Source organism: Nocardia acidivorans NBRC 108247, from assembly GCF_001625085.1.
Taxonomy (GTDB): Bacteria; Actinomycetota; Actinomycetes; order Mycobacteriales; family Mycobacteriaceae; genus Nocardia; species Nocardia acidivorans.
In genome coordinates, this window is record NZ_BDAW01000059.1 from 1 (window position 1) to 26,587 (window position 26,587).

The following is a 26,587-nucleotide window of genomic DNA, read 5'->3' on the forward strand; positions in this document are numbered from 1 at the left end:
GGGGCGAGGGCGGTCGTGATCAGCCCCGCAACCCGGGCGGGGCCCAGATTCGCCACGTCATCGGTGCGCGCGGCGGCCCAGCCGAAGCGGTGGTATCGCTCGTTCCGGTAGCCGACCATGGCGTCGAGGGTGTTCACGGCGCGATATCCGAGCAGTCCGGGTACTCCGGCCAGCGCGCCCCAGAACAGTGGCGCGACAGTCGCATCCGAGGTGTTCTCGGCAATCGACTCCAGTGCCGCCCGCGCCAGACCGTCCGCGTCGAGCAGGGATGGATCGCGTCCGCAGAGTGCGGGCAGCAGGTCGCGCGCAGCCGCGATATCCCCGGCCTCGAGGAGATCCGCCATCTCCCTTCCGGTCCGGGCCAGGGTGGTCCCGCCCAGAACGGTCCAGGTCGCCGCGGCCGTCAGCGCGATCTCACAGAGGCCGCGCACCAAAGCCCCACGCCCTCGCATACCGCCCCGACCGGAAGCCCCGCGCCGATCACGCCGGCCGCCCCACGCCATTGCCGACGAAGCACCGGCGCTCGAACCCGCCCGAATCACCCGGCGCGCGGCCGCCCCCACCACGACGACGCCCCCGACGAGCGCGATCTCATGAACCACCCCCGCCGAGCGGTTGTCCCGATAGGTGATGTTCTCCAACTCCATTGCCGCGGTTCCGAACCCCGCCACCGGATGCCCGCGCCGTGGATCGCCCACCCCGCGATCCATCGCGAACCCGATCAACAGCCCAGCCGCAGCAACAGTCCCCGTACGCACCCGGCGAGCCTACCGACCGGCAGGTGACCCCCACGTGCATGTACTCACGCGGAGGGTCACTCGACGGATGCCGGCGTCATTGCATACACATCGATTGGGCCGGGGCGGAGTCAGCGGCGGGTGTTGCCGTAGCGGTCGGCCAAGCGGGCCTCGTTGGTCTGGGGCTTGGGAGCGTTCGGCGTCTCGGGTTTCGCGGCGGCCGCCGTGGCCTGTGCTGCGGCGACAGTCGCATCGGCCCGCGCGGAGGAATCGGCCCGCGCTGATGACTCGGCCGGTGTGGACCGATCGGCCCGCGCTGATGGGTCGGCCGGTGTGGACCGATCGACCTGCGCTGATGGGTCGGCCGGTGTGGAGGGCTCGGCCCGTGCTGACGCGCCGGCGGCTGCGGATCGGTCGATTTGTTCCGAGGCCGTTGCGGATTCCGCGGTGGCTTCGGCGTGTTCGCGGCGGCGGGCACGGATCTCGGCGTAGACGAAGTAGCCCAGGCCCAGAGGAGCCATGACGCCGAAGGCGAGCCATTGCAGGCCGTAGGAGAGGTAGGGGCCCGCGTCGAGTTGGGGGAGTGGGACGGGGGTGAAGGCCCCGGGCTGGTTCTCGTCGAGTTGGAGGTAGCCGCCGCGGTCGCTGGTGGGGATGGGGGTGAGGGGAAGCTTCAGGACGGTCGAATCTTGTTGGGTGTCAATGGAATAGACCTGACGGTAGCCGTCCTCGGTGACGGGCGGCTTGGTATCGACCACACCTTCGGAGGCGCGCACCCGCGCCTCGAGATGCTGTTTGCCCGCGGGCGGGTTCGGGACCGCGGGCGGGCGGGAGCCGTTGACGGCGGCGATCAGGCCGCGATCGACCAGCACCGTGCGGCCGTCGTCGAGGGTGAAGGCGGTCAGCACTGAGAAAGCGGGATCCTGGCCGAGGTGGCGCAGGCGGACCAGCACGGTCGAGTCCGGGACGTACGCGCCGTCTGCGGTCACCCGCCGCCATTCGGTGTCCCCACCGGATCCGCCGAACATGGTGCTCACATCGACCGGATCGGCGTGCACCGAATCGGCGATGCGCTGATTGCGTTCGGAGGTGGTGGTGTTCTTGCCCAGCTGCCAGGGCGCGAGCACCGAGAAGCACAGGTAGGCGAAACCCGCCACCACGACGGCGAGGATCACCCAGCTCGGGCGCAGCAGAAAGGTGAGGCGGCGGAACAGGGAACTCATGCGGGATCGCCTTCACCGAGCTGTTCGCGAACCCAGTCGAGCAGACCGGGTATGGCGGCCTCGATCTGCTCGCGTACGAGTGCGAAATCGGATTGGTCGCCGTAGTACGGGTCCGGCACATCCGGTCCGTCGGCATGCGGGTCGAAGCCCCGCAGCAGTCGCCGCCGCTCGGACGGCACACCCAGATGCGCGAGCGCGCGCTCATGCCCGGTATCGAGCGCGATCAGCAGATCCGCGTCCAGATGCTCATCCCCGATCACCGCCGCCCGATGACCGACCGGATACCCGTGACTCCGCAACTCCGCCGTGGTCCGCCGATCGGCATCCTCACCGATATGCCAGCTCCCGGTCCCGGCGCTGCTCACCCGCACCCGATCGGCCAGACCGGCCCGTTCGAGATGCGCCGCGAACATCTTCTCGGCCATCGGGGACCGGCAGATATTCCCGGTGCAAATGAACGACACGTGCAGCTCACCCATGATTGCCCAGGGTAATGGACGGCCGAGTGTGGCCCGGCACCCCGGATAGCCCCTGACGTCGCGATCGTGTCCTAGCGGGCGGCCGATCCGGTGCCCACCAGGAAGGGGATGCTCGCGGCGGTGTCCATCGGCCGGTAGACCTCGGGAGTCTTGGTCGTCTCCTGATCGTTGTCCGCGGCGTACACATCGGGCATGGGAATGCCCGCGGGTGCGTAAGCCCGGAACCCGACGGACATGGTGGTTCGGGTGGCCCGCCACAGGTGATCCTGGAACGCGATAACCCCCACCGTGTCAGTCTCTTTCGACGCGGCCCGCTCACCGGCGACCACCTGGGCGACACCGATCGTGCGGGGATTGTTCCGCTCCACCTCGGCCATGGTGGCCGCGCCGATGGAATGCACGGAATTCATGCCGTACTTGTTCTTCAGCACCTCGGCGATTTCGGTCTGCGCGTACACCGGGATATCCCGGTGGCCGAGAGTCGCGACGACCGTATCCGCGAGCTGTTCATTGATGGTCCCGGGGGTGAAGGTGTCGCCCTCCCGGTGATATCCGAACGCGTAGGCGATCAAGAGCGTGAAGTTCCCGGCGGGTTCGGTCGCAACCGGGGTGGCCCAGGGGGCCTGTATGCCCTGATCCGCGACGGCCGTCGCGGGGAGCGCGCCCGCGCCCAGGATCCCCAGCGTCACTGCCATGGTGGTGAGTCCTCGCATGCCGGACACCCTATCGGGGGCACGTAGGGTGTTCGCTGTGTCGAAGCACGCCACCTCGAACCCCGCCCCCGTAGTCGACAGTCCGGTCGACTACGAGAAGTTGCGGCACCACGGGGATGTGGAGATGCGGGCCGGGATGCTGGACTTCGCGGTGAATGTGCAGGGGAGCGGACCGCCGGAGTGGTTGCGTGCGCGACTGGCCGGGCGGTTGGGGGAGTTGGGGCGGTACCCGGACGCGGCGCAGGAGTGGGCCGTTCGCGAGGCGGTGGCCGCCCGGCACGGCCGGCGGGCCGACGAGGTGCTGCTGTTGGCGGGAGCCGCGGAGGGATTCGCGATGCTCCCGCGATTGGGGTCCGAACTCGCCGCGGTGATCCACCCGTCCTTCACCGAACCGGAGCTGGCGCTGCGGACGGCGGGGGTTCCGGTCGCGCGGCTCGTGCTCGACGCACCGTACACGCTGGAATCCGTTGTGGCGCAGGAGAATATGCACCGCGCGGAGGCATCGGACGGTGCGGCCGGCGGTGTGCCGGAGGCGGCGGATCTGGTGGTGGTGGGGAATCCGACCAATCCGACGTCGGTATTGCATCCGGCGGAGAGTCTGCTGGCGCTGCGGCGACCCGGACGGATTGTCGTGGTGGATGAGGCGTTCGCGGATGCCGTGGTGGGGGAGACGGAATCGCTTGCGGGAAAAGCGCTTCCGGATGTGCTGGTGCTGCGCAGTCTCACCAAGACCTGGGCGCTGGCCGGGCTGCGGTGCGGATACTTCCTCGGGGATCCGAAGATATTGGCGCGGTTGAATCACGGGCGGGCGCATTGGGCTTTGGGGACACTGCAATTGGAGGCCATCGCGGCTACCTGTTCGGCCGCGGCGGTCGCCGAATCGCAGCGGATGGCGGAAAGTATCGCGGCGCACCGGGAGGCCATGATTCCGCGGCTGCGTGCGCTCGGCATCGCTGTGCACGAGCCCGCCCGTGGGCCGTTCCTGCTGATTCGGGTGCCGGATGCGGAATTATTGCGGAAGAAACTCGCGGACAAGGGGATCGCGGTGCGGCGCGGGGATACTTTCCCGGGGCTGGAGACCGGATTTCTGCGGTTGGCGGTGCGGCCCGCGGCGGCGGTGGACCGGCTCGTGGCCGCGATAGCCGAGGTCGGGCTGTAATGAAAGTGACTGTGGCGGAGGAGGTTCGGTAATGGTGCGACTTGCCGAGGTGATCGAGGCGCTCGATGCGGCATATCCGCCCGGGCTGGCCGAGTCCTGGGATTCGGTGGGCCTGGTCGCGGGCGATCCGGCCGAGGAGGTGTCGCGGGTGCTGTTCGCGGTGGACGCCACCGCGGCCGTGGTGGACGAGGCGATCGACTGGCGCGCACAGGCTTTGGTGGTGCACCATCCGCTGCTGCTGCGCGGGGTCGATACCGTGGCGGCCGATACGCCCAAAGGCGCGCTGCTACACCGGCTGATTCGCTCCGGGTGCGCGCTGTTCAGCGCGCACACCAATGCCGACTCCGCCGATCCCGGTGTCTCGGATGCGCTCGCGCACGCCATCGGGTTGACGGTCATCGGGCCATTGGACCCCAAACCCGTTGCCGCCCTGGATGAGTGGGAAATCATCGTGCCGCGCACGCATACCGAGCAGGTGCTGAACGCGCTGTTCGTGGCGGGCGCGGGCGGGACCGGGAACTACCGCGACAGTGCCTGGCGGTCGGCCGGAACGAGCCAATTCCGCCCGGTCGACGGCGCGAACCCGGCCGTCGGCGAGATCGGCGAGTTGCACCGGCAGGATCAGGACCGCATCGAGGTCGTCGCCCCGCCGTCGCGCCGCGCGGAGATTCTCGAGGCCCTGCGCGCCGCCCACCCCTACGAGGAACCCGCCTATCACGTCACCGAGCGCGCCAAGCTGCCCTCGACGCTCGGCATCGGCCGCGTGGGCGAACTGGCGGCCCCGGAAACCCTGCGGGAGTTCACCGCTCGCGTCGCCAAGGCCCTGCCCGCCACCACCTGGGGTGTGCGCGCCGCCGGTGACCCGGACCGCCTGATCCGCACGGTCGCCGTCTGCGGCGGCGCGGGCGACTCCTACCTGAACACCGTCGCCCGCCTCGGCGTGGACGCGTACGTCACCTCCGACCTGCGCCACCACCCCGCCGATGAACACCTGCGCGCCGGCGGCCCGGCCCTCATCGACGCCGCCCACTGGGCCACCGAATTCCCCTGGTGCGCACAGGCGCAAGCCGTGCTCCGCACCGCCCACCCCACCCTCGAAACCCGAGTATCGACCATCCGCACCGACCCCTGGACCGTCGGCGCGGCCGACTGCTGAAGCGTTTCAGTCGGCTGTGACGATCGTCGGTTCGTGTGCCACAGGGAAATTCACCGAATTGGCGATGAAGCATTTCTCGTGGGCGTCGGTGTGCAGGGCAACCGCCTGTTCGCGCATCGCCGGGTCGCGAATGGTGACTACCGGGCGCAGTGTCACCTGCTGGAAGCGTTCGTCATCCATGACGCCGAGCGCGGTGTCGTGATAGTCGGTGACCACCACGCCCGCCTCGGCGCACAGGTGCAGATACCAGAGCATGTGGCAGTCCGAGAGCGATGCGACCAGTAGTTGCTCCGGGTTCCAGCGCGTTTTGTCGCCCCGGAATTTGGGGTCCGCGGTGGCCCCGATATTCGGTCGCCCCTCGGCGAGCAGTTCGTGATTGCGGGTGTAGTCGCGGTATCCGGTGGTCGCGCCGGACCACGTGACCTCGACCTCATAGCGGTGTTCGCTCATCCGCCGAGCCTGACATATCGCCCGGTCGCGCGTCCGGCTATTTTCCGGCGTGAGCCGCTGTCGCGATCAAATGTCCAGGTTGCGGTGGGGTTGGGCGATCGGGGTGCTCCGGACGGGTACGGTGGGAGTCTTGATCCGTCCATAGCGTCCAGGAGACCTTCCGCGTTGAATGCCGAACCTTCGATCCAGTCCAAGCTGCTCGACCTTGCCGCCGTCGACGCCGAACTGAGCCGGATCGAGCACCGCCGCAAGGTGTTGCCCGAGGAGCAGGAGGTGCAGCGACTGGAGGCCGAGCGGACGGCGCGCAAGGACGCGGCGGTGAAGGTCGAGATCCTCATCGACGATCTGGACCGCGATATCCGCAAGCTGGAGGGCGAGATCGACGCCGTCCGCAAGCGTGAGGACCGCGACCGCGCCATGCTGACCTCCGGTTCGGTCGGCGCCAAACAGCTCTCCGAACTGCAGCACGAGCTCACCAGCCTGGAACGCCGCCGCAAGGTCCTGGAAGACGATGAGATCGATGTGCTGGAGCGCCGCGAGGCCGCCGCCGCCGATCACGCGCACGCCGGCGCCAATCTGGACCAGGCCGAACAGGACCTGATCGACGCCGAACGCCGCCGCGACGACGCCGTCGCCGATCTGAACGTCGCCCAGCAGCGCTGCGAATCCGACCGCAAGGCCCTGGCCGGCGGCTTCCCCGCCGACCTGCTCGCCGCCTACGACAAACAGCGCGCCTCCTATGGTGTCGGCGCGGCCCTGCTCCAGGCCCGCCGCTGCGGCGCCTGCCGCATCGAACTCGACCGCGGCGAGATCGCCCGCATCGCCAAGACCGCCCCCGATGTGGTCCTGCGCTGCCCCGAATGCAATTCGATCTTGGTGCGCACCAAGCACTCCGGGCTCTGACCGGAACGCCGCTCGCCCGGTCGAGCGGCGCGGACATGCGGTAATGCGGTGGCGGCCCGCGGATCCGGGCCGCCTTCCAGTCATATGGAAGGTGAGTTGCGGTGACGGACAAGGTTGTTGTCGAGGCCGATGGCGGGTCGCGGGGGAATCCTGGGCCCGCCGGGTACGGCGCGGTGGTGTGGGATGCGGCGCGCGACCATGTGCTCGCCGAGCGGAAAGAGTTCCTCGGGGTCGCCACCAACAATGTCGCCGAATACCGCGGCCTGATCGCCGGACTGGAGGCCGCCGCCGAACTCGGCGCGCGTGAGGTTTCGGTGCGCATGGACTCCAAGCTCGTGGTCGAGCAGATGTCCGGGCGGTGGAAGGTCAAGCACGAGGCCATGATTCCGCTCGCGGATCGCGCGCGACGGCTCGTCGCCGGATTCGATCGGGTGAGCTTCGAGTGGATTCCGCGCAAGGAGAATTCGCACGCGGATCAGCTGGCCAATGAGGCCATGGATGATGCGGCGATTGTCGGCGAGGTCCGTGACGCGCTCGGCCAGCCGGTGTCGGCGGCCGTGGAATCGGCTCCGGTCCAGCGTGATTCGGTAGCAACTCCCTCCGCTGCGCCTTCGGCCTCGGTGGGCTCGGCCGCTACCGCAGAGGCGGCGTCAACGCCCGCGCCCGGGTGGACCGGGGCGGTGGGGCGGCCCACCCGCTTGCTGCTACTGCGGCACGGGCAGACGGAATTGTCGGTGGAGCGCAGGTATTCGGGGCGGGGGAATCCGCCGCTGACCGAATTGGGGCGTCAGCAGGCGGCCAATGCGGCGAAAATGCTTGCGGGCAAGGGGAATATCGCCGCGATCGTCTGCTCGCCGCTGGGACGGGCGCGGGAGACCGCCGAGGCTGCCGGTCAAGCGCTGGGATTGCCGGTGCGGGTGCTCGACGGCTTGATCGAGACGGATTTCGGTGCGTGGGAAGGACTTACCTTCACCGAGGCGGCCGAACGGGATCCGGAGCTGCATGCCCGCTGGCTGGGTGACCCGTCGATCGCCCCGCCGAACGGCGAGAGCTTCGATCGGGTGCGTGAGCGGATCGAAGGCGTCCGCCGCGATCTGGTCGCGCTGTATCCGGGCGCGAATGTGCTTGTGGTCAGCCATGTCACGCCGATCAAGATGCTGCTCCAACTCGCCCTGGGCGTGGGCCCGTCGCTGCTGTACCGCCTGCACCTGGACCTGGCATCGCTGTCCATTGCCGAGTTCTACCCGGACGGCGGCTCCTCGGTCCGCCTGGCGAACGACACCTCGTACCTCTGAAACTCCGGGGCGGATTCCTTACGGCCGCAGTGTGGCGGTGAGGAATTCGACCTGGTCGTACACGGCCTTCTCGAACCAGTCGTCGAAGTAGATGTCGAAATGCCCTATCGGGTACTGCTTCACGACCGCGTGCTTGGTCTTCTCCGCCGCGCGCAGCGTCGGCCCGGCGGGGGCCACCGTGTCGTTCTCGCAAATGGCGTAGAACACCGGAGCCTTGATGTCCTTGGCGCGCCGCGCCGGTGCGTCGAACAGGGTCGACATCCCAATCCGCGCGGGCACTTTCGGCCGGTACTGACTGGATTCCTCGGCGAGCCGCCCATATCCGTCCGGTACGTCGGCCGCACTCATCAGCGCGGCCGAATGTCTCTTGCCCGCCAATCGCGCCGTGACGGGTCTGCGGATCACCGGCCCCACGATCATGTCCGTCAGCGCCAGCGTCCCGGTCTTCACCAGACTGATCGGCCCCTTGGCCATGGCCGAGGACCAGCCGCTGGTGAACGGGCACTGCGCCACCACCGCGGCGATGTAATGGTCGTCGGGCGCGACCGAGAGCACATGTCCGCCGCCGAACGAACTGCCCCACAGCGCGATTCGCGTGGCGTCGATCCCCCGAATGGTCCGCACGTACGCGATGGCCGCATGCCAGTCCTCGCGCTGGCGCGCGATATGGATGACATTGCGCGGCTCACCGCCGCTCGCCCCGAAATGCCGATAGTCGAAGGCCAGCACCGCGATTCCCGCCGCCGCGAAGCGCCGCGCGTACCGATCCAATCCCATTTCCCGATCGGCCCCGAGCCCGTGCCCCATCACCACCAGGGGACGCGGGCGTATCGGCCCATCCGGCAGATACAGCCACCCCGCGCACTGCTCACCACCGGAAGGGAACCCCACCTCGACACGCTCCATGGCCCATTACGGTACCTTGGTGGCCGCGGACGAGTCGGTTGGGCGGCCGCGGCGATGGGAACGGGCACGCCAGTGCCGCCGCCCGTCGTCGAGGAAAGTCCGGACTCCACAGAGCAGGGCGGTTGCTAACGGCAACCCGGGGTGACCCGCGGGACAGTGCCACAGAAAAGAAACCGCCGGTGGCGGGCTCGCAAGAGTCCGAAACCGGTAAGGGTGAAACGGTGCGGTAAGAGCGCACCAGCGCGCCGGGTGACCGGCGCGGCTAGGTAAACCCCGCCCGGAGCAAGGTCGAAGGTCGCATTCGCGAGAGTGCGGCTGCGCAGGTGTCCGAGGGCTGCTCGCCCGAGCCTGCGGGTTGACCGCTCGAGGCACCCGGCAACGGTGTGTCCAGATGGATGGTCGCCACCCGGTGTTCGCACCGGGGACAGGATCCGGCTTATATACCGACTCGTCCGCCCCTTTCAGGGGTGATCGCACAGTGCCATGATGGAGGGTGGGCCGCGGCCGGATACCCGTGGCACAGTGGGAAATACGCAGGACACGCTATGGACGTTCTGTTAGTGCTCGTCGCTCTGATGGCAGTGCTGGTGGTCGTGGCGGGAATGGCCGCGGCTTCGGGGGTGCGGATCATCGCCCAATATGAGAAGGGCGTGGTGTTCCGGCTGGGCCGGGTGCGCGCGGTGCGAGATCCGGGGCTGCGCATGCTGATCCCCGGCGTAGATCGCATGCGCAAGGTTTCCACGCAGGTCGTCACCATGCCGGTCCCGGCGCAGGACGGTATTACTCGCGACAATGTCACGGTGCGGGTGGACGCGGTCGTCTACTTCCGTGTCATCGATCCCATGCGCGCCATAATCGAGGTGCAGGACTATCTGTTCGCCATCGCCCAGGTCGCCCAGACCTCGCTGCGTTCGGTGATCGGCAAGAGCGACCTCGACGATCTGCTCTCCAACCGCGAACAGCTCAACAAGGGCCTGGAGTTGATGATCGACAATCCGGCGCTGGGCTGGGGAGTGCATATCGATCGCGTGGAGATCAAGGATGTGGCGTTACCGGATTCGATGAAACGCTCCATGTCGCGTCAGGCCGAGGCCGAACGGGAACGTCGCGCCCGCATTATTTCCGCCGAGGGCGAATTGCAAGCCTCGCAGATGCTCACCGACGCCGCCACCCGCATGTCCGCGGCGCCCGGCGCACTCCAACTGCGCCTGCTGGAAACCGTCGTTCAGGTTGCGGCGGAAAAGAATTCGACGCTGGTGCTGCCGTTCCCGGTGGAACTGCTGCGCTTCCTGGAGAGCGGCACCGTGCGCAATGCGGCCGGCACCGAAAATGAAGACTCCGTCCCCGAGGTCGACGTTGCCCCCGAGAACAAGGCGCTCCCGGAGAAAACCGAAGAAGGATGAGGGCAATGTCCACCTCGATGCTGATCCAGCCGCTGGCCGTAATCGTGCTCTTCGCCATCGCCTATCTGTTCAAACTGCTCTCGGCGACGCTGCCGGGTGGACTGCGCGGCAGATAGCGGGCGGCCCGCCGGCCATACGGCTCCGGCGCTGCCAAACCTCGTAGCGGCGTGAGATACACCGCTCGCCGAGACCTGTGCGAAAACCGCCGAGTTGAACGACAATGACGGCGCGTCGCATGGTGCGTATCGGCGCGGCTCGGCGTGTCGAACGGGTGATTGGCCCGGAACTGGCACCGAACGTGATCGACGTCATAAAGTGTTGCGCGTTGGAAAGTTCCGTTGCGGCCCGCAACGGACAAAGGGTCTCAACATCGAACGTCGGAAAGCAGGTCTCGTCTATATGCGAATTGCTCGCAAATTGGCAGCGGGTGCCCTCCTCGCCGCTGCCGCCTCCGTTTCGGTTGTGCTGGGCGCAGGCTCGGCCTCCGCGTTTGCGGTGACTCCGCTCCCGGGCGGAGTTCAGGTGGATCTCACCCCGGCGGATACCGCCTGGGTGGCGAATTCCCACATCGGGCAGGCGATTGCGGGCCTGCCGCATCCGTCGGCCGCGTCCTTCGGTGAGTCGCTCGATTCCGCGGCGGCCTTATCGTCGCAGTACCCGGGCGGCCGCGTGGTCTTCACCGTGTACGGCCCGTTCGATCAGTTGAACGGCACCATGCTGGCCCTGCAGTAGGGACAGCGCAGCTCAGTGGAACTGCACCAGCGGATTCTGTCGGCCCCGGTTGATTTCGGGGCCGTCCGAACCGAATTCGGATTGGCCTCGGCGTATCCGGCCGAGGCCGTCTCGGAGGCCCGCGACGCGGTCGACGCGTTCGCGGGTGCCCGGGTCGATCGCACCGAGATCGAACTCGTCACCATCGATCCGCCCGGTGCCATGGATCTGGACCAGGCGCTCGCGCTCGAGCGCACGCCCGCCGGAGGATTCCGGCTCTACTACGCGATCGCCGATGTGGCCGCCTTCGTCGCGGCCGACGGACCGCTCGACCGCATCTCGCAAACCCGCGGCCAAACCTTCTACCTGCCCGACGGCACCGTGCCCCTGCACCCGACCGTGCTGTCGGAGGGCCGGGCGTCGCTGCTGCCCGATCAGGACCGCCCGGCCGCCCTGTGGACCATCGACTGCGATGAGAAGGCCGAGCCGCGAAGCTATTCGGTGACGCGCGCCCTGGTGCGCTCGCGCGCCCGGCTCGACTACGCGACCGTGCAGGCCGACGCCGACGCGGGCCGACCGCATCCCGCCCTCGCCGCCCTGCCGGAGTTCGGCCGCCTGCGCATCGAAGCGGGTCTGAATCGCGGGGCGATCAACCTGCGCCTGCCCGCGCAGAGCGTCATCCGGGTCGACGGACCCGAGAGCGGCGCACCGACCGGCGACAGCCCGGTCGGCCCCGACCACTGGCAGCTGGTGATCGAACCGCGCACGGCAGCGGACGACTGGAACGAACAGGTCTCGCTGCTCACCGGAATGTGCGCGGCGCGAATCATGCTGGAGGCGCGCGGCTCCGATCACCTGGGCCTGCTGCGCACCATGCCGCCACCCGCCGCGGCCACGGTGGAGTCCATGCGGCGCACCGCCGCGGCCGTCGGCGTGCCCTGGCCCAAGGGGGAGGCCGTGGGCCGCATGCTGGCCGGTCTGGATCCCAATTCCCCCGCGGCCCTGGTGCTCATGTCCGAGGCCACCGGACTGCTGCGCGGAGCCTCCTACACGCTGCTGAACGGTCAACCCCCGGACACGGTGCAGCACAGCGGTATCGGTGCGCCGTACGCCCATGTGACGGCCCCGCTGCGCCGCCTCTCGGATCGCTACAGCACCGAGATCTGCCTGAGCCGGTGCGCGGGCAGCGATATCCCGCGGTGGGTTCGCGACGGTCTGGCCGCCGCGGCCGAATCCATGCGCCGCAGCGATGCGGTGGCGGGCAAACTCGAACGCGCCTGTATCGACCTCACCGAATCCACGCTGCTGGCCCCGCGCGCGGGCACCGACTTCGACGCCGTCGTACTGCGCGAACACAATGGCACCCGCCCCGCCGAGATCTTCGTGGCCGATCCGCCGGTGCTGGCCAAATGCACCGGCGAACCACCCGAAGGCAAACAGGTCCGGGTGCGGCTCACGGTCGCCGATCCGAGCACGCGCACAGTGACTTTCGCCTACCCGTCGGATCCGCCGCCGGAGAGCTGAGTCCTCACCGCGGCCTGCCCTGATGCTGCGGCATCGGCTGGAACTGCGGTTGATACTGCGGCGGCGGCGGGAACTGCGGCGATGAGACCGGTTGCTGCTGCGGCGGTTTCGGCGGCTGCGCCTCCCGGTCGCGCCGCTGCTGCTCCGATTCGGCCCGCTCCTTGGCCGATTCGACGCGATAGCCGATCACGACCGTGCCGACCAATGCCACCGAGATGATCCCCTCGGCGATGAAGAACGAGGTGAAGTCGATGAGCGAGCCGATCGGCGGTGCGCCCGGCACCGCATTGCGCAGCGGCACCAGCGCGAAAAGCAGTGCGCCCATCATGGATACGGCCGGGAACATCAGACCGCGACGGCCCTTGATCACGTAGTAGCAGGCCGTCGCGGCGGCCAGGGCCAGACCCAGCATGAGCGCCATGATGAACAGCGCGAACACCAGCGACGGCAGGGAGCGCTCGGCCGTCAGGTTCACATCGATGCCGTTGACAATGCCGTCCACGGGCGATTCGCCGATTTCGAAGAAGGTGTCCCCACTGGAGATGCTCGCCGAGACCGGCAGTTCGGTCTCACCGCTGAACACATCGAAGGCCAGCACGCTGTCGTAGCTGTCGAATGGATAGTCGGTGACCGTCCCCTCGACCACGACCTTCACCTCGGCGGCCGAAATAGGCTGCCCGGCTTTGATTTTGATCGGATCAGCCTTGAGCGCCGAGGTGAACACGGTGGCATCGGATCGGAAGAACCCGGACTTGTCCGCGAGCGCGCCGAGTGGACGCGCCAGCACCTCGAGGGTCGCGGTCTGGGTGACGGTGTCGATCTTGCCGACCCAGACGTTCAGCTCGACACGATCCTTGGCCGAGGTATTGCCGAAGGGATGCGAAGCCTCCGAACGGGTTCGGCCGACCTCATAGGTCGAGAGTGCGAGCACCAGGCCCACAATGGTCAGCGCGACCGTCACGACGGCCCAAAGGGCGCCGCCGCGACGTTTCTTCATTCCGTGTTGCACGCCCCGAAATTAGCGGTGCGCCATCATTTTCCGGTCATCCCGCAATCATTTCCCGAACCCGCCCGCGGTGCGCCCGCCAGCCATGATGCCGGAATGATCGATCCGTGACGGCCACCGTGCTGTATTGGGGCACATGGCCTTTCTCTCCACCTCGGCACTGTCCAACCAGCCACCCCAGGCAAGAAATCTCGGCTACTTCATCTTCCTGAGCCGCTGGCTCCAATTTCCGCTCTATCTCGGCCTGATCGTCGCGCAGGCCGCGTATGTCTGGCAGTTCCTGCGCGAATTGGTCGAACTGGTGCGGGGTCTGTTCGACCACGGCAGCGAGGAGACCACCATCATGCTCTCGGTGCTGGGCCTGATCGACGTGGTGATGATCTCCAATCTGCTGATCATGGTGATCGTCGGCGGCTATGAGACCTTCGTATCCAAACTGCGCATCGACAATCATCCCGATCAGCCGGAGTGGCTGGCGCAGGTCAATGCCAATGTGCTGAAGGTCAAGCTGGCCATGTCGATCGTCGGCATCTCCTCGATCCATCTGCTGACCACCTTCATCAAGATCAGCTCGGATCCGAATCCCGGCGCGCACAACGGCCGCTATATGTGGCCGGTGATCATCCACCTGAGTTTCGTGGTCTCCGCCGTCATGCTGGCCTGGATCGACCGCATCATGCCGCACGCCGCGCACAAGCACGCGAATCACAGTGTCCACCAAACGAATTCGAACGAGCATACCGCCGCGGTCGTTACGCCCAACGGTGGCGCGCCGTACGACGGTTTCACCTCCAGGCACGCCTACTGACGGTGGACCACCGCGTTCAGAGCGCGTGGTGCCGAAGGAATTCGATGGCCGCCGGGTACCGCTCGAGCGCCTTGGCGGCCGCGGCCTGCTCGGCATCGCACAGTCGTTGGTAGCCGGGCTCATCCGCCATGGCGGCGTGCGCGCGCAGCGTCTCCAGGGCTTCGACGGCATCGCGGTGGTCCCCGAGCACGGTCTGCAATTGTTTGGCCCGCCGCGCGAGTAGGGCGGCGGGTTCGCCGAGGACGGCGGTGGCGGCCTCGGCCGAGTAGCGCAAACGCTTGGCGGCCTTACGGATTTCGTGTAAATGCTCGATGCGTTCGGTCTCGCCGCCCTGCGGTTCGGTGCGCACCAGACGGCGCAGATCGCGGAAGTCGCGCCGGAGCACCTCGGCGAAGACCTCGTCGGCGGGCTTATCGGCCTGCGCCGCGCGCAAGGGCGGATCGGCGAGGGTCTCGCGCAACCGGTGCAGCAGGGTTCGGTAGCGCTGGGAATCGAACGCCGCCACCGCCTCGGCGTGCGCGGCCTCGTAGCGCTTCCTTTCCTCGGCGACCAGTAGCGCCCCGAAATCGTTTCGGGGCGTTGCCTTCTCGCCCGGTGCGGCCTTGTCGTCGGGGAGCGCGCCGTTCTCGCCGAGGAGTTCGGCGAACCGCACACCGCGCACCTCGGCATCGCGCGCCACCCCGAGCAGCCCGGCCAGCCAGCGCAATTCCTCGCTCAGCTCGCCGACCGGTGGGCGTGCGAGGATCCGCCGATACGACTTCAGCAGACTGCGCAGTCGCCGGGTCGCCACCCGCATCTTGTGCACCGAATCCGGATGATCGCGGCGCACTTCGGGTTCGGCGGCGCGCAGCCGGTCCACATCGGCGGCGAGGGCGTCGACCAGGGCGGGACCGGCTGTGCTGTTCATTTACATCCTGTATTTGTCCGTGGCCTCGACCAGATGGTGGGTGATACCGGGTTCGGCGGCGGCATGTCCGGCGTCGGGAACGATGTGCAGCTCCGAATTCGCCCAGGCCCGGTGCAGATCCCACGCGCTCACGGCCGGGCAGACGATGTCATGCCTGCCCTGCACGATAACGCCGGGAATGTGCGCGATGCGCTCGATATCGCGCAGCAGTTGCCCGTCGTCGAGGAAGCCGCGATGGTGGAAATAGTGGTTCTCGATCGTGGCGAAGGCCAGCGCGAACCGCGGATCTGCGGTCTCGGCGACCCGATCCGGCTGGGGCAGTAGGGAACTCGTGGCGCCCTCCCAGGTGGACCAAGCGACGGCCGCGTCGGTGGCGATCTTGCTGTCGGGGGAGTGCAGCAGGCGGTGGTAGACCTCGATCAGATCCTGCCCGCGTTCGCCCTCGGGCACCGGCGCCAGGAATTTCTCCCACTCGTCGGGGTAGACGAACCCCGCAGCGCCATTGTAGTACCAATCGATCTCCTTGCGGCGCAACAGGAATACCCCGCGCAGCACCAGCTCGGTGACCCGCTCTGGATGGGTCTGCGCGTACGCCAGCGCCAGCGTCGATCCCCAGGATCCGCCGAACACCTGCCAGCGCTCGATACCCAAATGCGTTCGCAGCGCCTCGATATCGGCGACCAGATGCCAGGTGGTATTGGTCTCCAGGCTCGCGCCGTCGGCGATATGCGGTGTGGACCGCCCGCAGCCGCGCTGATCCAGCAGCACGATCCGGTACGCCGCCGGATCGAAGAACTGCCGATGGAACGGCGCGGTGCCCCCGCCCGGCCCGCCGTGCAGGAAGACCACCGGCTTACCGTTCGGATTGCCGCTGACCTCCCAATACATCAGCTGACCGTCGCCGACATCGAGCATGCCCTGCTCGTGCGGTTCGATCGGTGGATACAGCGTGCGCATCAGCCCGCCAGACCCGACGCGAGATTCGGGATCTCCAGCGCCGAAATCGCCTGATCGCGAACGTCCGAGCAGTTCTTGGTGGTGACCCGGTCGACCACATCCTTATCGCCGAGCACCTGCAGGTTGATGCCGCCATTGCGCAGCGCCCATTCGTGCACGCTGGCGTTCAGCGAGATCTTGCCGAGCGTCGGACCCTGCACCCGCCAATCCGAGAGCTGGGGGCGCAGCATGTCGCACAACTGCTTTCCGGCCTCATCGGAGATATTCAGCGGCGAGCCGTTGCCGGTGGTCGGGCTGGCGCTGCCGGATGGCGAGGGTTTGCCGAGCGTGGTCGTCAACGGTGAGGAGGAGCCCTGCGGCTGTGAGGATCCCGTCGTGGTGCCACCGCCGCACGCGGCGGTGACGGCGAGTACGGCAGCGGCTCCGGCGATTACCGGCACCAGCCGAACCCGGCGACTACTGATCCAACGGCGATGCGACATGAGTTCCCTTTGGTCGGTCCAGCTCGTTCGAATCGAGTCTGCCATCAAACTGTGACGGCAGTCTGTGAAGACAATGCGGAACCGTGAATTAATAGCTTACTGCTATGAAAACGCCCCCGCGAGTGATCTCGGGGGCGTCGTCGACTTCGATCCGGGCGAACCGGCTCAGTAGCTGTGCTCCGGGCCGGGGAACACCCCGTGCCGTACCTCGTCCGCGTAAGTGGCTGCGGCACTGCGCAATTGGCCGCCCACATCGGCGAACTGCTTGACGAATTTGGCGGTCTTGCCCGAGGTGAAGCCGACCATGTCCTGCCACACCAGCACCTGCGCGTCGGTGTCCGCGCCCGCGCCGATGCCGACCGTCGGAATGGTCAGCTTGCGGGTGACCTGTCCGGCGAGTTCGGCCGGAACCATCTCCATGACGACCGAGAACGCCCCGGCCTCCTGTACCGCGATGGCATCGGCGATGAGCTGCTCCGCGCCGTCACCGCGACCCTGCACCCGGAAACCGCCGAGGGTGTTGACGCTCTGCGGGGTGAAGCCGATATGCGCCATCACCGGGATGCCGGCGGCGGTGATCTTGGCGATGGTGTCGGCCATGCGCTCGCCGCCCTCCAACTTCACCGCGTGCGCGCCACCCTCCTTCATGAAGCGCACGGCCGTGGCGAGGGCCTGCTCGGGAGAGGATTCGTAGCTGCCGAACGGCAGATCCGCCACCACCAGCGCGTGCGGCGCACCGCGCACCACACCGCGCACCAGCGGAATCAATTCGTCGACCGAGATGGCGACCGTGGTGTCGTAGCCGTACACCACATTGGCGGCGGAATCGCCGACCAGCAGTACCGGAATACCGGCCTCTTCGAAGAGGCGGGCGGTGGAGTAGTCGTAGGCGGTGAGCATGGACCAGCGCTCCCCCTCGCTCTTCATCTGCTGCAGATGAGGAACACGGGTCTTGCGCTTGGCGGTCTTGGCGGGTGCGGCACCGTAGGCGGGGGTCTCCGCATCGGATACGGACATCATCGTCCCTTTCGTCGATCCTCGAGGCCCATGACCGGGTCCCCGGGTTTAGCTGACGCCTCTCAGTGTGCCATCGCGGCAGCTCTCCGCCCGGATGCAATTCCTCACACTCACGGGTGCTCGCGGCTCCGAACCCTTTGCATTGCTCCCGCGTTGTCGCGGAAGCGTGCGACACGCGCGATCCACTAGCGCGGCGTCGCGGTAACCGAAGGGAATTCGAGGGTGCGTACAGCGGGATGGCACGATCGGTGGATGGTCTTGATGCGAACCAACCGAGCCGTGCTGATAGCGGCGGCGTTGGTGATGGCCGCCGCCGGATGTTCGACGGTGGTGGACGGTAACCCGACGGTGACCGCGCCGAAGGGGATGGGGCAGTTCTACAACCAGCAGGTCAAGTGGGGTAGCTGTAGCGATTTCGGCGATGACGAGATGCCGTCGGGGGCCGAGTGCGCCCGTGTCACCGTGCCGGTCGACTACGACAATCCGGACGGCGCGACCGCCAAGATCGCCATCTCGCGAATCAAGGCCACCGGGACCAAAATCGGGTCGCTGCTCTTCAATCCGGGCGGACCGGGCGTGCCGGGCATCTCCATGGTGAATATCGCCGACAACACCCGGCTGTCCGAGCGCTTCGATCGCGTCGGGTTCGATCCGCGCGGTATCGGGGCCTCGCAGCCCTCCATCAAATGCCTCACCGCCAGCGAGAACGACACCCAGCGCGCCGAAGCGCCCAAGGACAATTCGCCCTCGGGAATCGCCGCTGCCGAAACCGAGAACAAGCAGTACGCGGACAAATGCGTCGAGCGCACCGGTAAGGAATTCCTCGCCCACGTCGGCACCCGCGAGGTCGTGCAGGACATGGACGTGATCCGCGGGGCGCTCGGCGATGCCAAGCTCAGCTACGTCGGCTACTCCTACGGCACCCGCCTGGGTTACGCCTACGCCGAGAAGTTCCCGGACAAGGTGCGCGCGCTCGTGCTGGACGGCGCGCTGGACCCGTCGCAGGATCCGGTCAAGGAGTCGGTGCTGCAGGCCACCAGCTTCCAGAGCGTGTTCAACAAATACGCCCAGGACTGCGCCACCAAACCGGACTGCCCGCTCGGCAATGATCCGGGACAGGCCGTGGCCCGCTTCCGCGCGCTGGTGAACCCGTTGTGGGACAAGCCCGTTCCCACCGATGATCCGCGCGGCCTGCATTACGGCGATGCCATCACCGGTGTACAGCAGACGCTCTACTCCAACCGGTACTGGCCCGCGCTCACCAAGGGGTTGCGCGAACTGGCCGCCGGTAAGGGCGACACCCTGCTGGCGCTGGCCGATATGTACGACGGCCGCCGCGACGACGGCACCTACGACAACAGTGCCGATGCCTTCAACGCCATTCGCTGCGTGGACGATCCGCCGATCACCGATCGCGCCGTGGCCGCCAAACAGGATGCCGAGTACCGCAGGGGCGCGCCCTTCCTGGACGACGCGCACGGCAGCGATGCCGCGCCGCTGGAGCTGTGCGCCATCTGGCCGGTGCCCAATACCAGCACCCCGCACCGGCTTTCGATTCCGGACCTGCCCAAGACCGTGGTGATCTCCACCACCAACGATCCGGCCACCCCGTACCAGGCCGGTGTTGATCTGGCGGATCAGCTCAAAGCCAGCTTGATCACGTTCAACGGTGATCGCCACACCGTCTCGCTCTCGGGTGTGGAGTGCGTGGACGACCCGGTGATCGCCTACCTGGTGGACTTGAAGGAGCCCGCCGCCGGACTCACCTGCTGAGCCGGATTCCCGTGATTCGGGGGCGTGGCCGAACGCCCCCGAACCCGCTTTTCGAGGGTTCGGAACCGAATCTCTCGGATCGCGACGCGAGTTGGGCGTCGCATGTAACACGGATTTAACTCCGACTGCCTACGCTCGCGGTCATGGACCGTCAGAAGGAATTCGTCCTCCGCACGCTCGAAGAGCGCGATATTCGTTTCGTGCGGCTCTGGTTCACCGATGTGCTGGGCTATCTCAAGTCCGTGGCCATCGCGCCCGCCGAGCTCGAGGGCGCGTTCGAGGAGGGCATCGGCTTCGACGGTTCCGCCATCGAGGGGTTTGCCCGCGTCTCCGAGGCCGATATGGTTGCCCGGCCGGATCCGTCCACCTTCCAGGTGCTGCCGTGGTCCACCTCGAAGGGGCATCAGCACTCCGCGCGCATGTTCTGCGATATCGCCATGCCGGACGGTTCACCGTCCTGGGCGGATCCGCGGCATGTGCTGCGCCGGCAGTTGAACAAGGCCGCCGATCTCGGCTTCAGCTGCTACGTGCATCCGGAGATCGAATTCTTCCTGCTCAAGCCCGGCCCGCATGACGGCTCGACCCCGATCCCGGTGGATCAGGGCGGGTTCTTCGATCAGGCCGTGCACGACGAAGCCCCGAATTTCCGCCGCCATGCCATCGACTCGCTGGAGTCCATGGGCATCTCGGTCGAGTTCAGCCATCACGAGGGCGCACCCGGCCAGCAGGAGATCGACCTGCGGTACGCGGACGCGCTGTCCATGGCCGACAACGTCATGACCTTCCGCTACCTGATCAAGGAAGTGGCCATCGACGAGGGCGTGCGGGCGACGTTCATGCCCAAGCCCTTCGCCGATCACCCGGGTTCGGCGATGCATACGCATATGTCGCTGTTCGAGGGTGAGCAGAACGCCTTCCACGATCCGGACGACCCGATCAACCTGTCCGAGACCGCGCGCGCGTTCATCGCGGGCATTCTCGAGCACGCGCACGAGATCAGCGCGGTGACCAATCAGTGGGTGAACTCGTACAAGCGACTCATCCACGGTGGTGAGGCGCCGACCGCCGCGTCCTGGGGTCGCTCCAACCGCTCGGCGCTGGTTCGGGTGCCGATGTACACCCCGAACAAGTCGTCCTCGCGACGTGTCGAGGTCCGCAGCCCCGATTCGGCCTGCAACCCGTACCTGGCCTTCGCAGTCATTCTCGCGGCCGGTTTGCGCGGAATCGAGAAGGGCTACACTCTGCCGCCCGAGGCCGAGGACGATGTGTGGTCGCTGACCGCCGCCGAGCGTCGCGCCATGGGCTTCCGCGAACTGCCCGCCAGCCTCGACGAGGCGCTCAAGAACATGGAGAAGTCCGAACTGGTCGCCGAGACCCTGGGCGAACACGTCTTCGACTTCTTCCTGCGCAACAAGCGCCGCGAATGGGCGGGCTACCGCAACCAGGTGACCCCCTACGAGCTGAAGGAATACCTCGGCCTGTAATCGGCTCGAATTCAACGTCAGGACCTCGCCCGGAGCCGCTACGGCTTCGGGCGGTAGTCGCCTTGGCCTCGGCTCGGCCACATTGTCTGGTTTACGAGGGTTGGCCGCACCGCGCAGAGAACGTGACATGTAATTTGAACGACATGGTCCGGCCACCGACGACCCGCTCCGCTGTCCCCGGTGTCGGACGGCTCGGTTTACTCGAGCCGTCGGCCGCCGATTCACTGCGAGAGTTGGCGTGGGACAACGTCGAGAGCGTTCCACTGCTGTGGGCGCTGTCGCGCTCACCCGATGCCGATCTGGCGCTGCTGACGCTCATGCGATTGCGGGAGCAGCTCGGAAGTGACTGGGGTGCGCTGGATTCGGCGCTTCGAACCAATGTGGCGCTGCGCGGGCGGCTGTTCGCGCTGATCGGATCGTCGAGTGCGTTCGGCGATCACCTGGTGGCCGATCCCGCCGCCTGGCGATTGCTGCTGCGGGAATTGCCCTCGCGGGACGAGGTGCTCACCTCACTGCTCGATGCCGTGCACGCGACGCCGGAGACCGGGCCCAATGCCGGGCCCATGCTGTTCCGCGCCGGAATCGCCGGACCCGAGGCGGTCGCACTGCTGCGCAAGCGGTATCGCGATGAGCTCATGCTGCTGGCCGCCGTCGATCTGGCCGCGACCGTCGAGAATGAACCGGTGCTGCCGTACCAGCGGGTCGGCTGGCAGCTCACCGATCTCGCCGACGCCGCCCTGACCGCGGCGCTGTCGGTGGCGGTCGCGCGGGTATGCCCCGATCGCGAGGTGCCCGCCCGGCTGGCCGTCATCGCCATGGGCAAATGCGGTGCGCGCGAACTGAATTACGTCTCCGATGTGGATGTCATCTTCGTCGCCGAACCCGCCGACACCACCACCACGCGGCTCGCCGCGGAGATGATGAGCGTCGGCGGGGCCGCGTTCTTCGACCTCGACGCCGCGCTGCGCCCCGAGGGCAAGGCGGGTGCGCTGGTGCGCACCCTGGAATCGCATATCGCGTACTACAGGCGCTGGGCGCGTACCTGGGAGTTCCAGGCGCTGCTCAAAATGCGTCCCGCCACCGGCGATCTCGAGCTCGGACAGCAGTATCGGGAAGCGCTCATGCCCATGGTGTGGGCGGCCTCGGAGCGCCCGGACTTCGTCACCGATGTGCAGGCCATGCGCCGCCGCGTCGAGGATCTGGTGCCCGCCGATATGCGCGAGCGTGAACTCAAGCTCGGGCACGGCAGTCTGCGCGATGTCGAATTCGCCGTGCAGCTCCTGCAATTGGTGCACGGTAAGGCCGATGAGGCGCTGCATACGCAGGGCACCGTCGAATCGCTGGGCGCCCTCGCCGCGCGCGGATACGTCGGCCGCGACGACGCCGCGAATCTGACCGCCTCCTACGAGTTTCTGCGCCTGCTCGAGCATCGTCTGCAATTGCAGCGGCTCAAGCGCACGCACACCCTGCCCGCGCCCGAGGACGAAGAGGGTATGCGCTGGCTGGCGCGCGCCGCGCATATGCGCCCCGACGGTCGTCAGGACGCGGTCGGCGTGCTCACCAGCGAGATTCGCCGCAATGCGGTGCGGGTGCGGCGATTGCACGCCAAGCTCTTCTACCGGCCGCTGCTGGAATCGGTTGCGCGCCTTGACGCGGACTCGCTGCGACTGAGCCCCGAGGCGGCCGTCCGGCAGTTGGCGGCGCTGGGTTACGCCGCACCGGAGAACGCGCTCGGCCATCTGAAGGCGCTCACGGGTGAGGTCGGCCGCAAGGGCCGTATTCAGGCGCTGCTGCTGCCGACCCTGCTCGAATGGCTCGGGGAGACACCGAATCCCGATGCCGGACTGCTGGCCTACCGCCGGGTCTCCGAGGGCCTGGACAATGAGATCTGGTTCCTGCGCGAACTCCGCGACGAAGGGGCCATCGCCCAGCGGTTGATGATCGTGCTCGGTTCCTCGGCGTACCTGCCGGATCTGCTGATCAACGCGCCCGAGACCATCCGCATGTACGCCGACGGGCCGAACGGTCCGCTGCTGCTGGCCCCCGCCACCGGTGATGTGGCGCGCGGAATCCTCTCCGGCGCACGGCGTTACGACGATCCCAAGCGTGCGGTCGCCACCGCTCGCTCACTGCGCAGGCATGAACTCGCGCGCATCGCCTCCGCCGATGTGCTGGGCATGCTCGATGTGCCGCAGGTCTGCGAGGCGCTCTCCTCGGTGTGGATCGCGACCCTGGAGGCCGCGCTACAGTCCGTAATTCGTTCCAGTGGAACGCATCCCGCCGACTTCGCGGTCATCGGGATGGGCCGCCTCGGCGGTATGGAACTCGGCTACGGCTCCGATGCCGATGTGCTGTTCGTCTGCGATCCGCGCCCCGGGGTGGATGAGACCGTCGCGGTGAAATGGGCAATCGGCGTGGCCGAACAGGTGCAGCGGCTGCTCGGCGCGCCCAGCACCGATCCGCCGCTCCAGGTCGATGCGGGCCTGCGTCCCGAGGGGCGCAATGGCGCACTGGTGCGCACCCTCGCCGCGTACGCCGCCTACTACAAGCAGTGGGCGCAACCGTGGGAGGTGCAGGCGCTGCTGCGCGCCCGCCAGGTGGCCGGTGACCCGGAACTGGGTGTGCGCTTCCTGCACACCGTCGATCCGGTGCGCTATCCCGCGGGTGGTATGTCCCCCGAGGGGGTGCGCGAAGTCCGGCGCATCAAGGCCCGGGTGGACGCGGAACGTCTTCCGCGCGGGGCGAATCCGGCCACCCACACCAAACTCGGTCGCGGCGGTCTCGCCGATGTCGAGTGGACGGTGCAGCTGCTGCAACTCCAGCACGCGCACGAGGTCCCGGCGCTGCACAACACCTCCACCCTGCAATGTCTCGACGCCATCGAGGCCGCGGAATTGGTGGATGCCGACGATATCTCTCTGCTCCGCGATGCCTGGCTCACCGCCACCAAGGCCCGTAATGCGCTGGTCCTGGTCCGCGGCAAGCCCGCCGACCAGCTTCCCGGTCCGGGCACCCTGCTGTCCGCGGTGGCCCGGGTGGCCGGGTGGCCCAATGACGACGGCAGCGAATTCCTCGACCACTACATGCGCGTGACCCGGCGCGCCAAGACGGTCGTCGAGCGAGTCTTCGGCGGCGAATAGGGGCTACAGAACGTATGGGGCGGCCGGGTAGTCCATACGTTCCGTCGGCCCGTTCCGGCGGCGGGCCGCAGTAGGCTCGATGCTCATGAGCGCCGCTGATCAGCTGATTCCCTCCTTCGCGATGCACGTTCCCGATGCCGAGTTGACCGCGGATCCGCTCGATCCCGCGCAGATCGTCTCCGGGACCCCGGAGGTGTCGGGGCTGGTGCTGTGGGAGTCCGCCGACGGCGCGCGGACGCACGGGATCTGGCAGATCACCCCCGGCGTGGTGACCGATACCGAGGCCGATGAGCTGTTCGTGGTGCTGTCGGGGCGGGCCACGGTCGCGATCGAGGGCGGCCCGACCCTGGAATTGGGCCCGGGCGACGCCTGCGTGCTGCGCGAGGGTGATCGCACCACCTGGACCGTGCACGAGACCCTGCGGAAGGTGTACTCGGTCTTCGCCCACGACTGATCGAGGGTCTTCGCCGACCACTGGTCGAGGGTTGGAATGTGGGACTGCTGTACTGCGTCCCCGGTGTGGTCAGGTGAAGGCGTCGGGATGGGCGGTGAGGTCTGTTCTGGCCGCGGGTATTTCGGCTCCGAGGACGGCCGGGACCGCCGGGGGAGGGTTGCCGAGCAGTTCTTGCTGGCGATTGCGGATCAGCCAGTCCGGTGTGCGATGGGCGCTGTCGGAATCCGCGGCGGTCCCGGCCGAGCCGGGATGCGTGGCGGGGAGGAAACCCATCGCGGGGGAAGCCGATCGCGGTGCGGTGGTGGGAGGCGTCGGGGCGGCGGACTGTCCGGTGGCGGGCGGGGCCGGGTAGCTGCGGCCCGGATCGGCTTGTGCGGGAGGGCTGTTCGGAATGCGAGGACCGAGTGATCGACCCGGGGTCGGGAGTCGGTTCGGAGTACGCGAACTGGGTGATCCGCTCGGGTCGGGAGAACCGCTCGGAGTGCGGGGTGTGAAGGTGCTGTCCGGACCTCCGGGTGTCGCGCGATTCGGATCGGTGGAATCCGTTGTGGACAGCGGGTTTCCACTGTTCAAGGTGTTCGCGGGCGAGGTGAGCGCTGCGGAGCGGTCGGCATTCGCGGTCGGGTCCTGTGCGGCTGACGAGGGCGAGGTGTCTTCCTCGGACGGCGCGCCGCTGGATGTCGCCGCCGTGTCGGCAGCGCTCGGCTGCCCGTTATTGCCCTGTGCGGCTGCCTGATTCGGGTTGCCGGACCGCCGCGCACCACCACCGCCGCCGGTGGCGCGAATCGTTTCCGCCGGGTCCGCACGGTGCGGTGTGCCGCGAACAGAATTCATCCCGGCCGTCGAGATGCCCTCGGGCGCATCGCCACCGGATGCCGCACCATCGGCACCGGTGTATGAGCCGAAGGCCGGAACTCCCGAACCGGCGGGCGGATACGTCGGAATGTAGTTGGCCTCCATGGCGGCAATGGCGACCTGACGGAGCTCTTCGCGGGCCGCCTCGCGGGTGTGCGCGTCGCCGGGCGGGTCGCCGACCATCGTGGCTATGGTGGCCGCGGAGGCGCTGGAGTCATCGGCCGCGGGCGGCGGAACCGTGCGCCGCACGGCCTCGGCCCCATACGATGCGGCGAGTATGCGATGTCCGGTGCTGTGCGCGATTTCGGTGATGTCCGTGGCCCATTGGACGAAGTCCCGCGCGGCCTGGACGGCGGCATCGCCCACATGGCCGCGCAGACCCGTAGCGAGCGCGGACTGCACGGTGGTGTGCAATCCCGTGATCGCGCCGGAGAGATTGTCCGCGATATCGATCCAGACTTCGGCCTGAGCCCGCATGGCGGCCGGGTCCATGGCCTGAACGTGCGCGTAGATCTCCCCGTGCGACATGCCGGGGAAGTGTTCGAGCCGCTCGATATAGTCGGGATCGACCCCGCCCCCCGAAACGCGTTGCTGCTCCCGCTCCGCACCCCGTTGCGCCCGCTCGGCCTGTCCGAGCGATCGATTCGAGTTCATCGAATCCTCCCCTCCTCACCTGTTTGGACGCGGCGAGCGAGCGGGTGGTTCCCGCAGCGAGCCGAATCCGACAGGGATTCGGTTCCGCGGGATCGCCGCCGTGCGGGCCGGTCGGAGGCGCGGGCACGCGGTCCAGTCGAACGGCGTTCCGATGCGCAGGCGGTTGCCGTCCGGATCGCGGAGCTCGATTTCGCGTGCCCACGGGGCGTCCTCGGCCGTCACCCAGAATTCCGCTGCGATGGAATCGACATCGGGCAGCCGGAGATAGAGCAGGGTGTCCGGTCGCGCGTCACCGGTGTGCTCGGACAGGAAGGTGCGCAGCTCCCCGCGCGCCACCTCGACGAAGGCCGGGAGATGCGGTTCGAAGCGGTGCTCGCACTGTTTGGTGAAG

23 protein-coding genes, 1 other RNA gene and 2 pseudogenes are annotated in these 26,587 nt (G+C 67.7%); 13 read left to right on the forward strand and 13 right to left on the reverse strand.

Annotated elements, in window-relative coordinates:
• From NA10_RS36025 to NA10_RS26770, 4 genes and pseudogenes are all read right to left on the reverse strand, one after another.
• Positions 1–710, reverse strand: a 710-nt coding sequence (locus NA10_RS36025) for a cobalamin biosynthesis protein (RefSeq protein ID WP_174562559.1), incomplete at its 3' end; no start/stop codon positions are given.
• Between the two features lie 410 nt (positions 711–1,120).
• Positions 1,121–1,960 (reverse strand): annotated as a pseudogene (locus NA10_RS26760) (SURF1 family cytochrome oxidase biogenesis protein); the annotation flags it as partial.
• Positions 1,957–2,439: a low molecular weight protein-tyrosine-phosphatase gene (locus NA10_RS26765; protein ID WP_067572777.1), complete on the reverse strand. Its 483-nt coding sequence runs from the start codon at positions 2,437–2,439 to the stop codon at positions 1,957–1,959. The gene NA10_RS26765 and the pseudogene NA10_RS26760, both read right to left, overlap by 4 nt.
• A 71-nt stretch (positions 2,440–2,510) precedes the next feature.
• The gene (locus NA10_RS26770; protein ID WP_084515278.1) at positions 2,511–3,152 is read right to left on the reverse strand and encodes a hypothetical protein; all 642 of its coding nucleotides are present in this window, start codon (positions 3,150–3,152) and stop codon (positions 2,511–2,513) included.
• Positions 3,153–3,189: 37 nt separating this feature from the next.
• Between NA10_RS26770 and cobC the strand changes: the two genes are divergently transcribed.
• Positions 3,190–4,311 carry an Rv2231c family histidinol phosphate aminotransferase CobC gene (gene cobC / locus NA10_RS26775; protein ID WP_245677921.1) on the forward strand — a complete coding sequence of 374 codons (1,122 nt, stop codon included), beginning with the start codon at positions 3,190–3,192 and terminating at the stop codon, positions 4,309–4,311.
• Between the two features lie 31 nt (positions 4,312–4,342).
• Positions 4,343–5,467, forward strand: coding sequence for a Nif3-like dinuclear metal center hexameric protein (locus NA10_RS26780; RefSeq protein WP_067572782.1), 1,125 nt, complete (start codon positions 4,343–4,345; stop codon positions 5,465–5,467).
• Positions 5,468–5,473: 6 nt separating this feature from the next.
• Here the strand turns inward: NA10_RS26780 and NA10_RS26785 are convergent, their stop codons facing one another.
• Complete coding sequence (locus NA10_RS26785) at positions 5,474–5,917, reverse strand: OsmC family protein (RefSeq protein WP_067572784.1); 444 nt, start codon at positions 5,915–5,917, stop codon at positions 5,474–5,476.
• A 165-nt stretch (positions 5,918–6,082) separates the two neighbouring features.
• Between NA10_RS26785 and NA10_RS26790 the strand changes: the two genes are divergently transcribed.
• Together NA10_RS26790 and NA10_RS26795 are read left to right on the forward strand one after the other, a co-directional pair.
• Positions 6,083–6,820, forward strand: a complete 738-nt coding sequence (locus NA10_RS26790; RefSeq protein ID WP_067572786.1) for a zinc ribbon domain-containing protein — start codon at positions 6,083–6,085, stop codon at positions 6,818–6,820.
• A 101-nt stretch (positions 6,821–6,921) separates the two neighbouring features.
• Positions 6,922–8,115 (forward strand): bifunctional RNase H/acid phosphatase, encoded by a 1,194-nt coding sequence (locus NA10_RS26795; protein WP_067572789.1) that lies wholly within the window; start codon positions 6,922–6,924, stop codon positions 8,113–8,115.
• Positions 8,116–8,133: 18 nt separating this feature from the next.
• Here NA10_RS26795 and NA10_RS26800 read toward each other — a convergent pair whose 3' ends face one another.
• A complete protein-coding gene (locus NA10_RS26800) occupies positions 8,134–9,021 on the reverse strand; it encodes an alpha/beta hydrolase (RefSeq protein ID WP_067572791.1) in 888 nt (295 codons plus the stop codon).
• 30 nt (positions 9,022–9,051) lie between these two features.
• On the opposite strand from NA10_RS26800, the gene rnpB reads away from it, so the two are divergent.
• The 4 genes from rnpB (at position 9,052) to NA10_RS26820 (ending at position 12,659) form a co-directional block, all read left to right on the forward strand.
• Positions 9,052–9,476: RNase P RNA component class A (rnpB, locus tag NA10_RS26805), an RNA gene on the forward strand.
• A 120-nt stretch (positions 9,477–9,596) separates the two neighbouring features.
• The gene (locus NA10_RS26810; protein WP_373862430.1) at positions 9,597–10,424 is read left to right on the forward strand and encodes a slipin family protein; all 828 of its coding nucleotides are present in this window, start codon (positions 9,597–9,599) and stop codon (positions 10,422–10,424) included.
• Between the two features lie 522 nt (positions 10,425–10,946).
• A complete protein-coding gene (locus NA10_RS38900) occupies positions 10,947–11,156 on the forward strand; it encodes a hypothetical protein (protein ID WP_245677922.1) in 210 nt (69 codons plus the stop codon).
• A gap of 15 nt (positions 11,157–11,171) precedes the next feature.
• A complete protein-coding gene (locus tag NA10_RS26820) occupies positions 11,172–12,659 on the forward strand; it encodes an RNB domain-containing ribonuclease (protein ID WP_067572795.1) in 1,488 nt (495 codons plus the stop codon).
• A gap of 4 nt (positions 12,660–12,663) precedes the next feature.
• Here NA10_RS26820 and NA10_RS26825 read toward each other — a convergent pair whose 3' ends face one another.
• Positions 12,664–13,668, reverse strand: a complete 1,005-nt coding sequence (locus NA10_RS26825; RefSeq protein ID WP_157556754.1) for a DUF4436 family protein — start codon at positions 13,666–13,668, stop codon at positions 12,664–12,666.
• Positions 13,669–13,801: 133 nt separating this feature from the next.
• Here NA10_RS26825 and NA10_RS26830 point away from each other — a divergent pair, with 133 nt between their 5' ends.
• Positions 13,802–14,473: a TIGR00645 family protein gene (locus tag NA10_RS26830; protein WP_067572799.1), complete on the forward strand. Its 672-nt coding sequence runs from the start codon at positions 13,802–13,804 to the stop codon at positions 14,471–14,473.
• A gap of 16 nt (positions 14,474–14,489) precedes the next feature.
• Here the strand turns inward: NA10_RS26830 and NA10_RS26835 are convergent, their stop codons facing one another.
• The 4 genes from NA10_RS26835 to panB all read right to left on the reverse strand — a co-directional run bounded on the left by NA10_RS26835 (position 14,490) and on the right by panB (position 17,836).
• A complete protein-coding gene (locus NA10_RS26835) occupies positions 14,490–15,380 on the reverse strand; it encodes a CHAD domain-containing protein (protein ID WP_067572801.1) in 891 nt (296 codons plus the stop codon).
• Complete coding sequence (gene pip, locus NA10_RS26840) at positions 15,381–16,337, reverse strand: prolyl aminopeptidase (RefSeq protein ID WP_067572803.1); 957 nt, start codon at positions 16,335–16,337, stop codon at positions 15,381–15,383.
• On the reverse strand, positions 16,337–16,777 hold the full coding sequence (locus NA10_RS37715; protein WP_245677923.1) for a hypothetical protein: 441 nt from the start codon (positions 16,775–16,777) through the stop codon (positions 16,337–16,339). The genes pip and NA10_RS37715 overlap by 1 nt, the downstream gene beginning before the upstream one ends.
• A 207-nt stretch (positions 16,778–16,984) precedes the next feature.
• Positions 16,985–17,836 (reverse strand): 3-methyl-2-oxobutanoate hydroxymethyltransferase, encoded by an 852-nt coding sequence (panB, locus tag NA10_RS26850; protein ID WP_067572807.1) that lies wholly within the window; start codon positions 17,834–17,836, stop codon positions 16,985–16,987.
• Between the two features lie 261 nt (positions 17,837–18,097).
• On the opposite strand from panB, the gene NA10_RS26855 reads away from it, so the two are divergent.
• The 4 genes from NA10_RS26855 (at position 18,098) to NA10_RS26870 (ending at position 24,687) form a co-directional block, all read left to right on the forward strand.
• A complete protein-coding gene (locus NA10_RS26855) occupies positions 18,098–19,609 on the forward strand; it encodes an alpha/beta hydrolase (protein ID WP_373862429.1) in 1,512 nt (503 codons plus the stop codon).
• A 143-nt stretch (positions 19,610–19,752) separates the two neighbouring features.
• A complete protein-coding gene (locus tag NA10_RS26860) occupies positions 19,753–21,093 on the forward strand; it encodes a glutamine synthetase family protein (protein ID WP_067572809.1) in 1,341 nt (446 codons plus the stop codon).
• 143 nt (positions 21,094–21,236) lie between these two features.
• Positions 21,237–24,233 (forward strand): bifunctional [glutamine synthetase] adenylyltransferase/[glutamine synthetase]-adenylyl-L-tyrosine phosphorylase, encoded by a 2,997-nt coding sequence (locus NA10_RS26865; protein WP_067572811.1) that lies wholly within the window; start codon positions 21,237–21,239, stop codon positions 24,231–24,233.
• Between the two features lie 85 nt (positions 24,234–24,318).
• Positions 24,319–24,687: a cupin domain-containing protein gene (locus tag NA10_RS26870; protein WP_067572813.1), complete on the forward strand. Its 369-nt coding sequence runs from the start codon at positions 24,319–24,321 to the stop codon at positions 24,685–24,687.
• A 69-nt stretch (positions 24,688–24,756) separates the two neighbouring features.
• Here the strand turns inward: NA10_RS26870 and NA10_RS26875 are convergent, their stop codons facing one another.
• Both NA10_RS26875 and NA10_RS38905 read right to left on the reverse strand, forming a co-directional pair.
• The gene (locus tag NA10_RS26875) at positions 24,757–26,196 is read right to left on the reverse strand and encodes a PPE domain-containing protein (protein WP_067572815.1); all 1,440 of its coding nucleotides are present in this window, start codon (positions 26,194–26,196) and stop codon (positions 24,757–24,759) included.
• 15 nt (positions 26,197–26,211) lie between these two features.
• Positions 26,212–26,580, reverse strand: a pseudogene (locus NA10_RS38905) (glyoxalase superfamily protein); the annotation flags it as partial.
• Between the last annotated feature and the right edge of the window lie 7 nt (positions 26,581–26,587).

What these genes read in the sequence shown, in the direction of transcription:
- NA10_RS26765 (WP_067572777.1), bottom strand. Translation starts at nt 2,439, where the DNA reads ATGGGTGAGCTGCACGTGTCGTTCATTTGCACCGGGAATATCTGCCGG.
- NA10_RS26770 (WP_084515278.1), bottom strand. Translation starts at nt 3,152, where the DNA reads ATGCGAGGACTCACCACCATGGCAGTGACGCTGGGGATCCTGGGCGCG.
- NA10_RS26780 (WP_067572782.1), top strand. Translation starts at nt 4,343, where the DNA reads ATGGTGCGACTTGCCGAGGTGATCGAGGCGCTCGATGCGGCATATCCG.
- NA10_RS26785 (WP_067572784.1), bottom strand. Translation starts at nt 5,917, where the DNA reads ATGAGCGAACACCGCTATGAGGTCGAGGTCACGTGGTCCGGCGCGACC.
- NA10_RS26800 (WP_067572791.1), bottom strand. Translation starts at nt 9,021, where the DNA reads ATGGAGCGTGTCGAGGTGGGGTTCCCTTCCGGTGGTGAGCAGTGCGCG.
- NA10_RS26810 (WP_373862430.1), top strand. Translation starts at nt 9,597, where the DNA reads ATGGCAGTGCTGGTGGTCGTGGCGGGAATGGCCGCGGCTTCGGGGGTG.
- NA10_RS26830 (WP_067572799.1), top strand. Translation starts at nt 13,802, where the DNA reads ATGGCCTTTCTCTCCACCTCGGCACTGTCCAACCAGCCACCCCAGGCA.
- NA10_RS26835 (WP_067572801.1), bottom strand. Translation starts at nt 15,380, where the DNA reads ATGAACAGCACAGCCGGTCCCGCCCTGGTCGACGCCCTCGCCGCCGAT.
- pip (WP_067572803.1), bottom strand. Translation starts at nt 16,337, where the DNA reads ATGCGCACGCTGTATCCACCGATCGAACCGCACGAGCAGGGCATGCTC.
- panB (WP_067572807.1), bottom strand. Translation starts at nt 17,836, where the DNA reads ATGTCCGTATCCGATGCGGAGACCCCCGCCTACGGTGCCGCACCCGCC.
- NA10_RS26855 (WP_373862429.1), top strand. Translation starts at nt 18,098, where the DNA reads ATGCGAACCAACCGAGCCGTGCTGATAGCGGCGGCGTTGGTGATGGCC.
- NA10_RS26860 (WP_067572809.1), top strand. Translation starts at nt 19,753, where the DNA reads ATGGACCGTCAGAAGGAATTCGTCCTCCGCACGCTCGAAGAGCGCGAT.
- NA10_RS26865 (WP_067572811.1), top strand. Translation starts at nt 21,237, where the DNA reads ATGGTCCGGCCACCGACGACCCGCTCCGCTGTCCCCGGTGTCGGACGG.
- NA10_RS26870 (WP_067572813.1), top strand. Translation starts at nt 24,319, where the DNA reads ATGAGCGCCGCTGATCAGCTGATTCCCTCCTTCGCGATGCACGTTCCC.
- NA10_RS26875 (WP_067572815.1), bottom strand. Translation starts at nt 26,196, where the DNA reads ATGAACTCGAATCGATCGCTCGGACAGGCCGAGCGGGCGCAACGGGGT.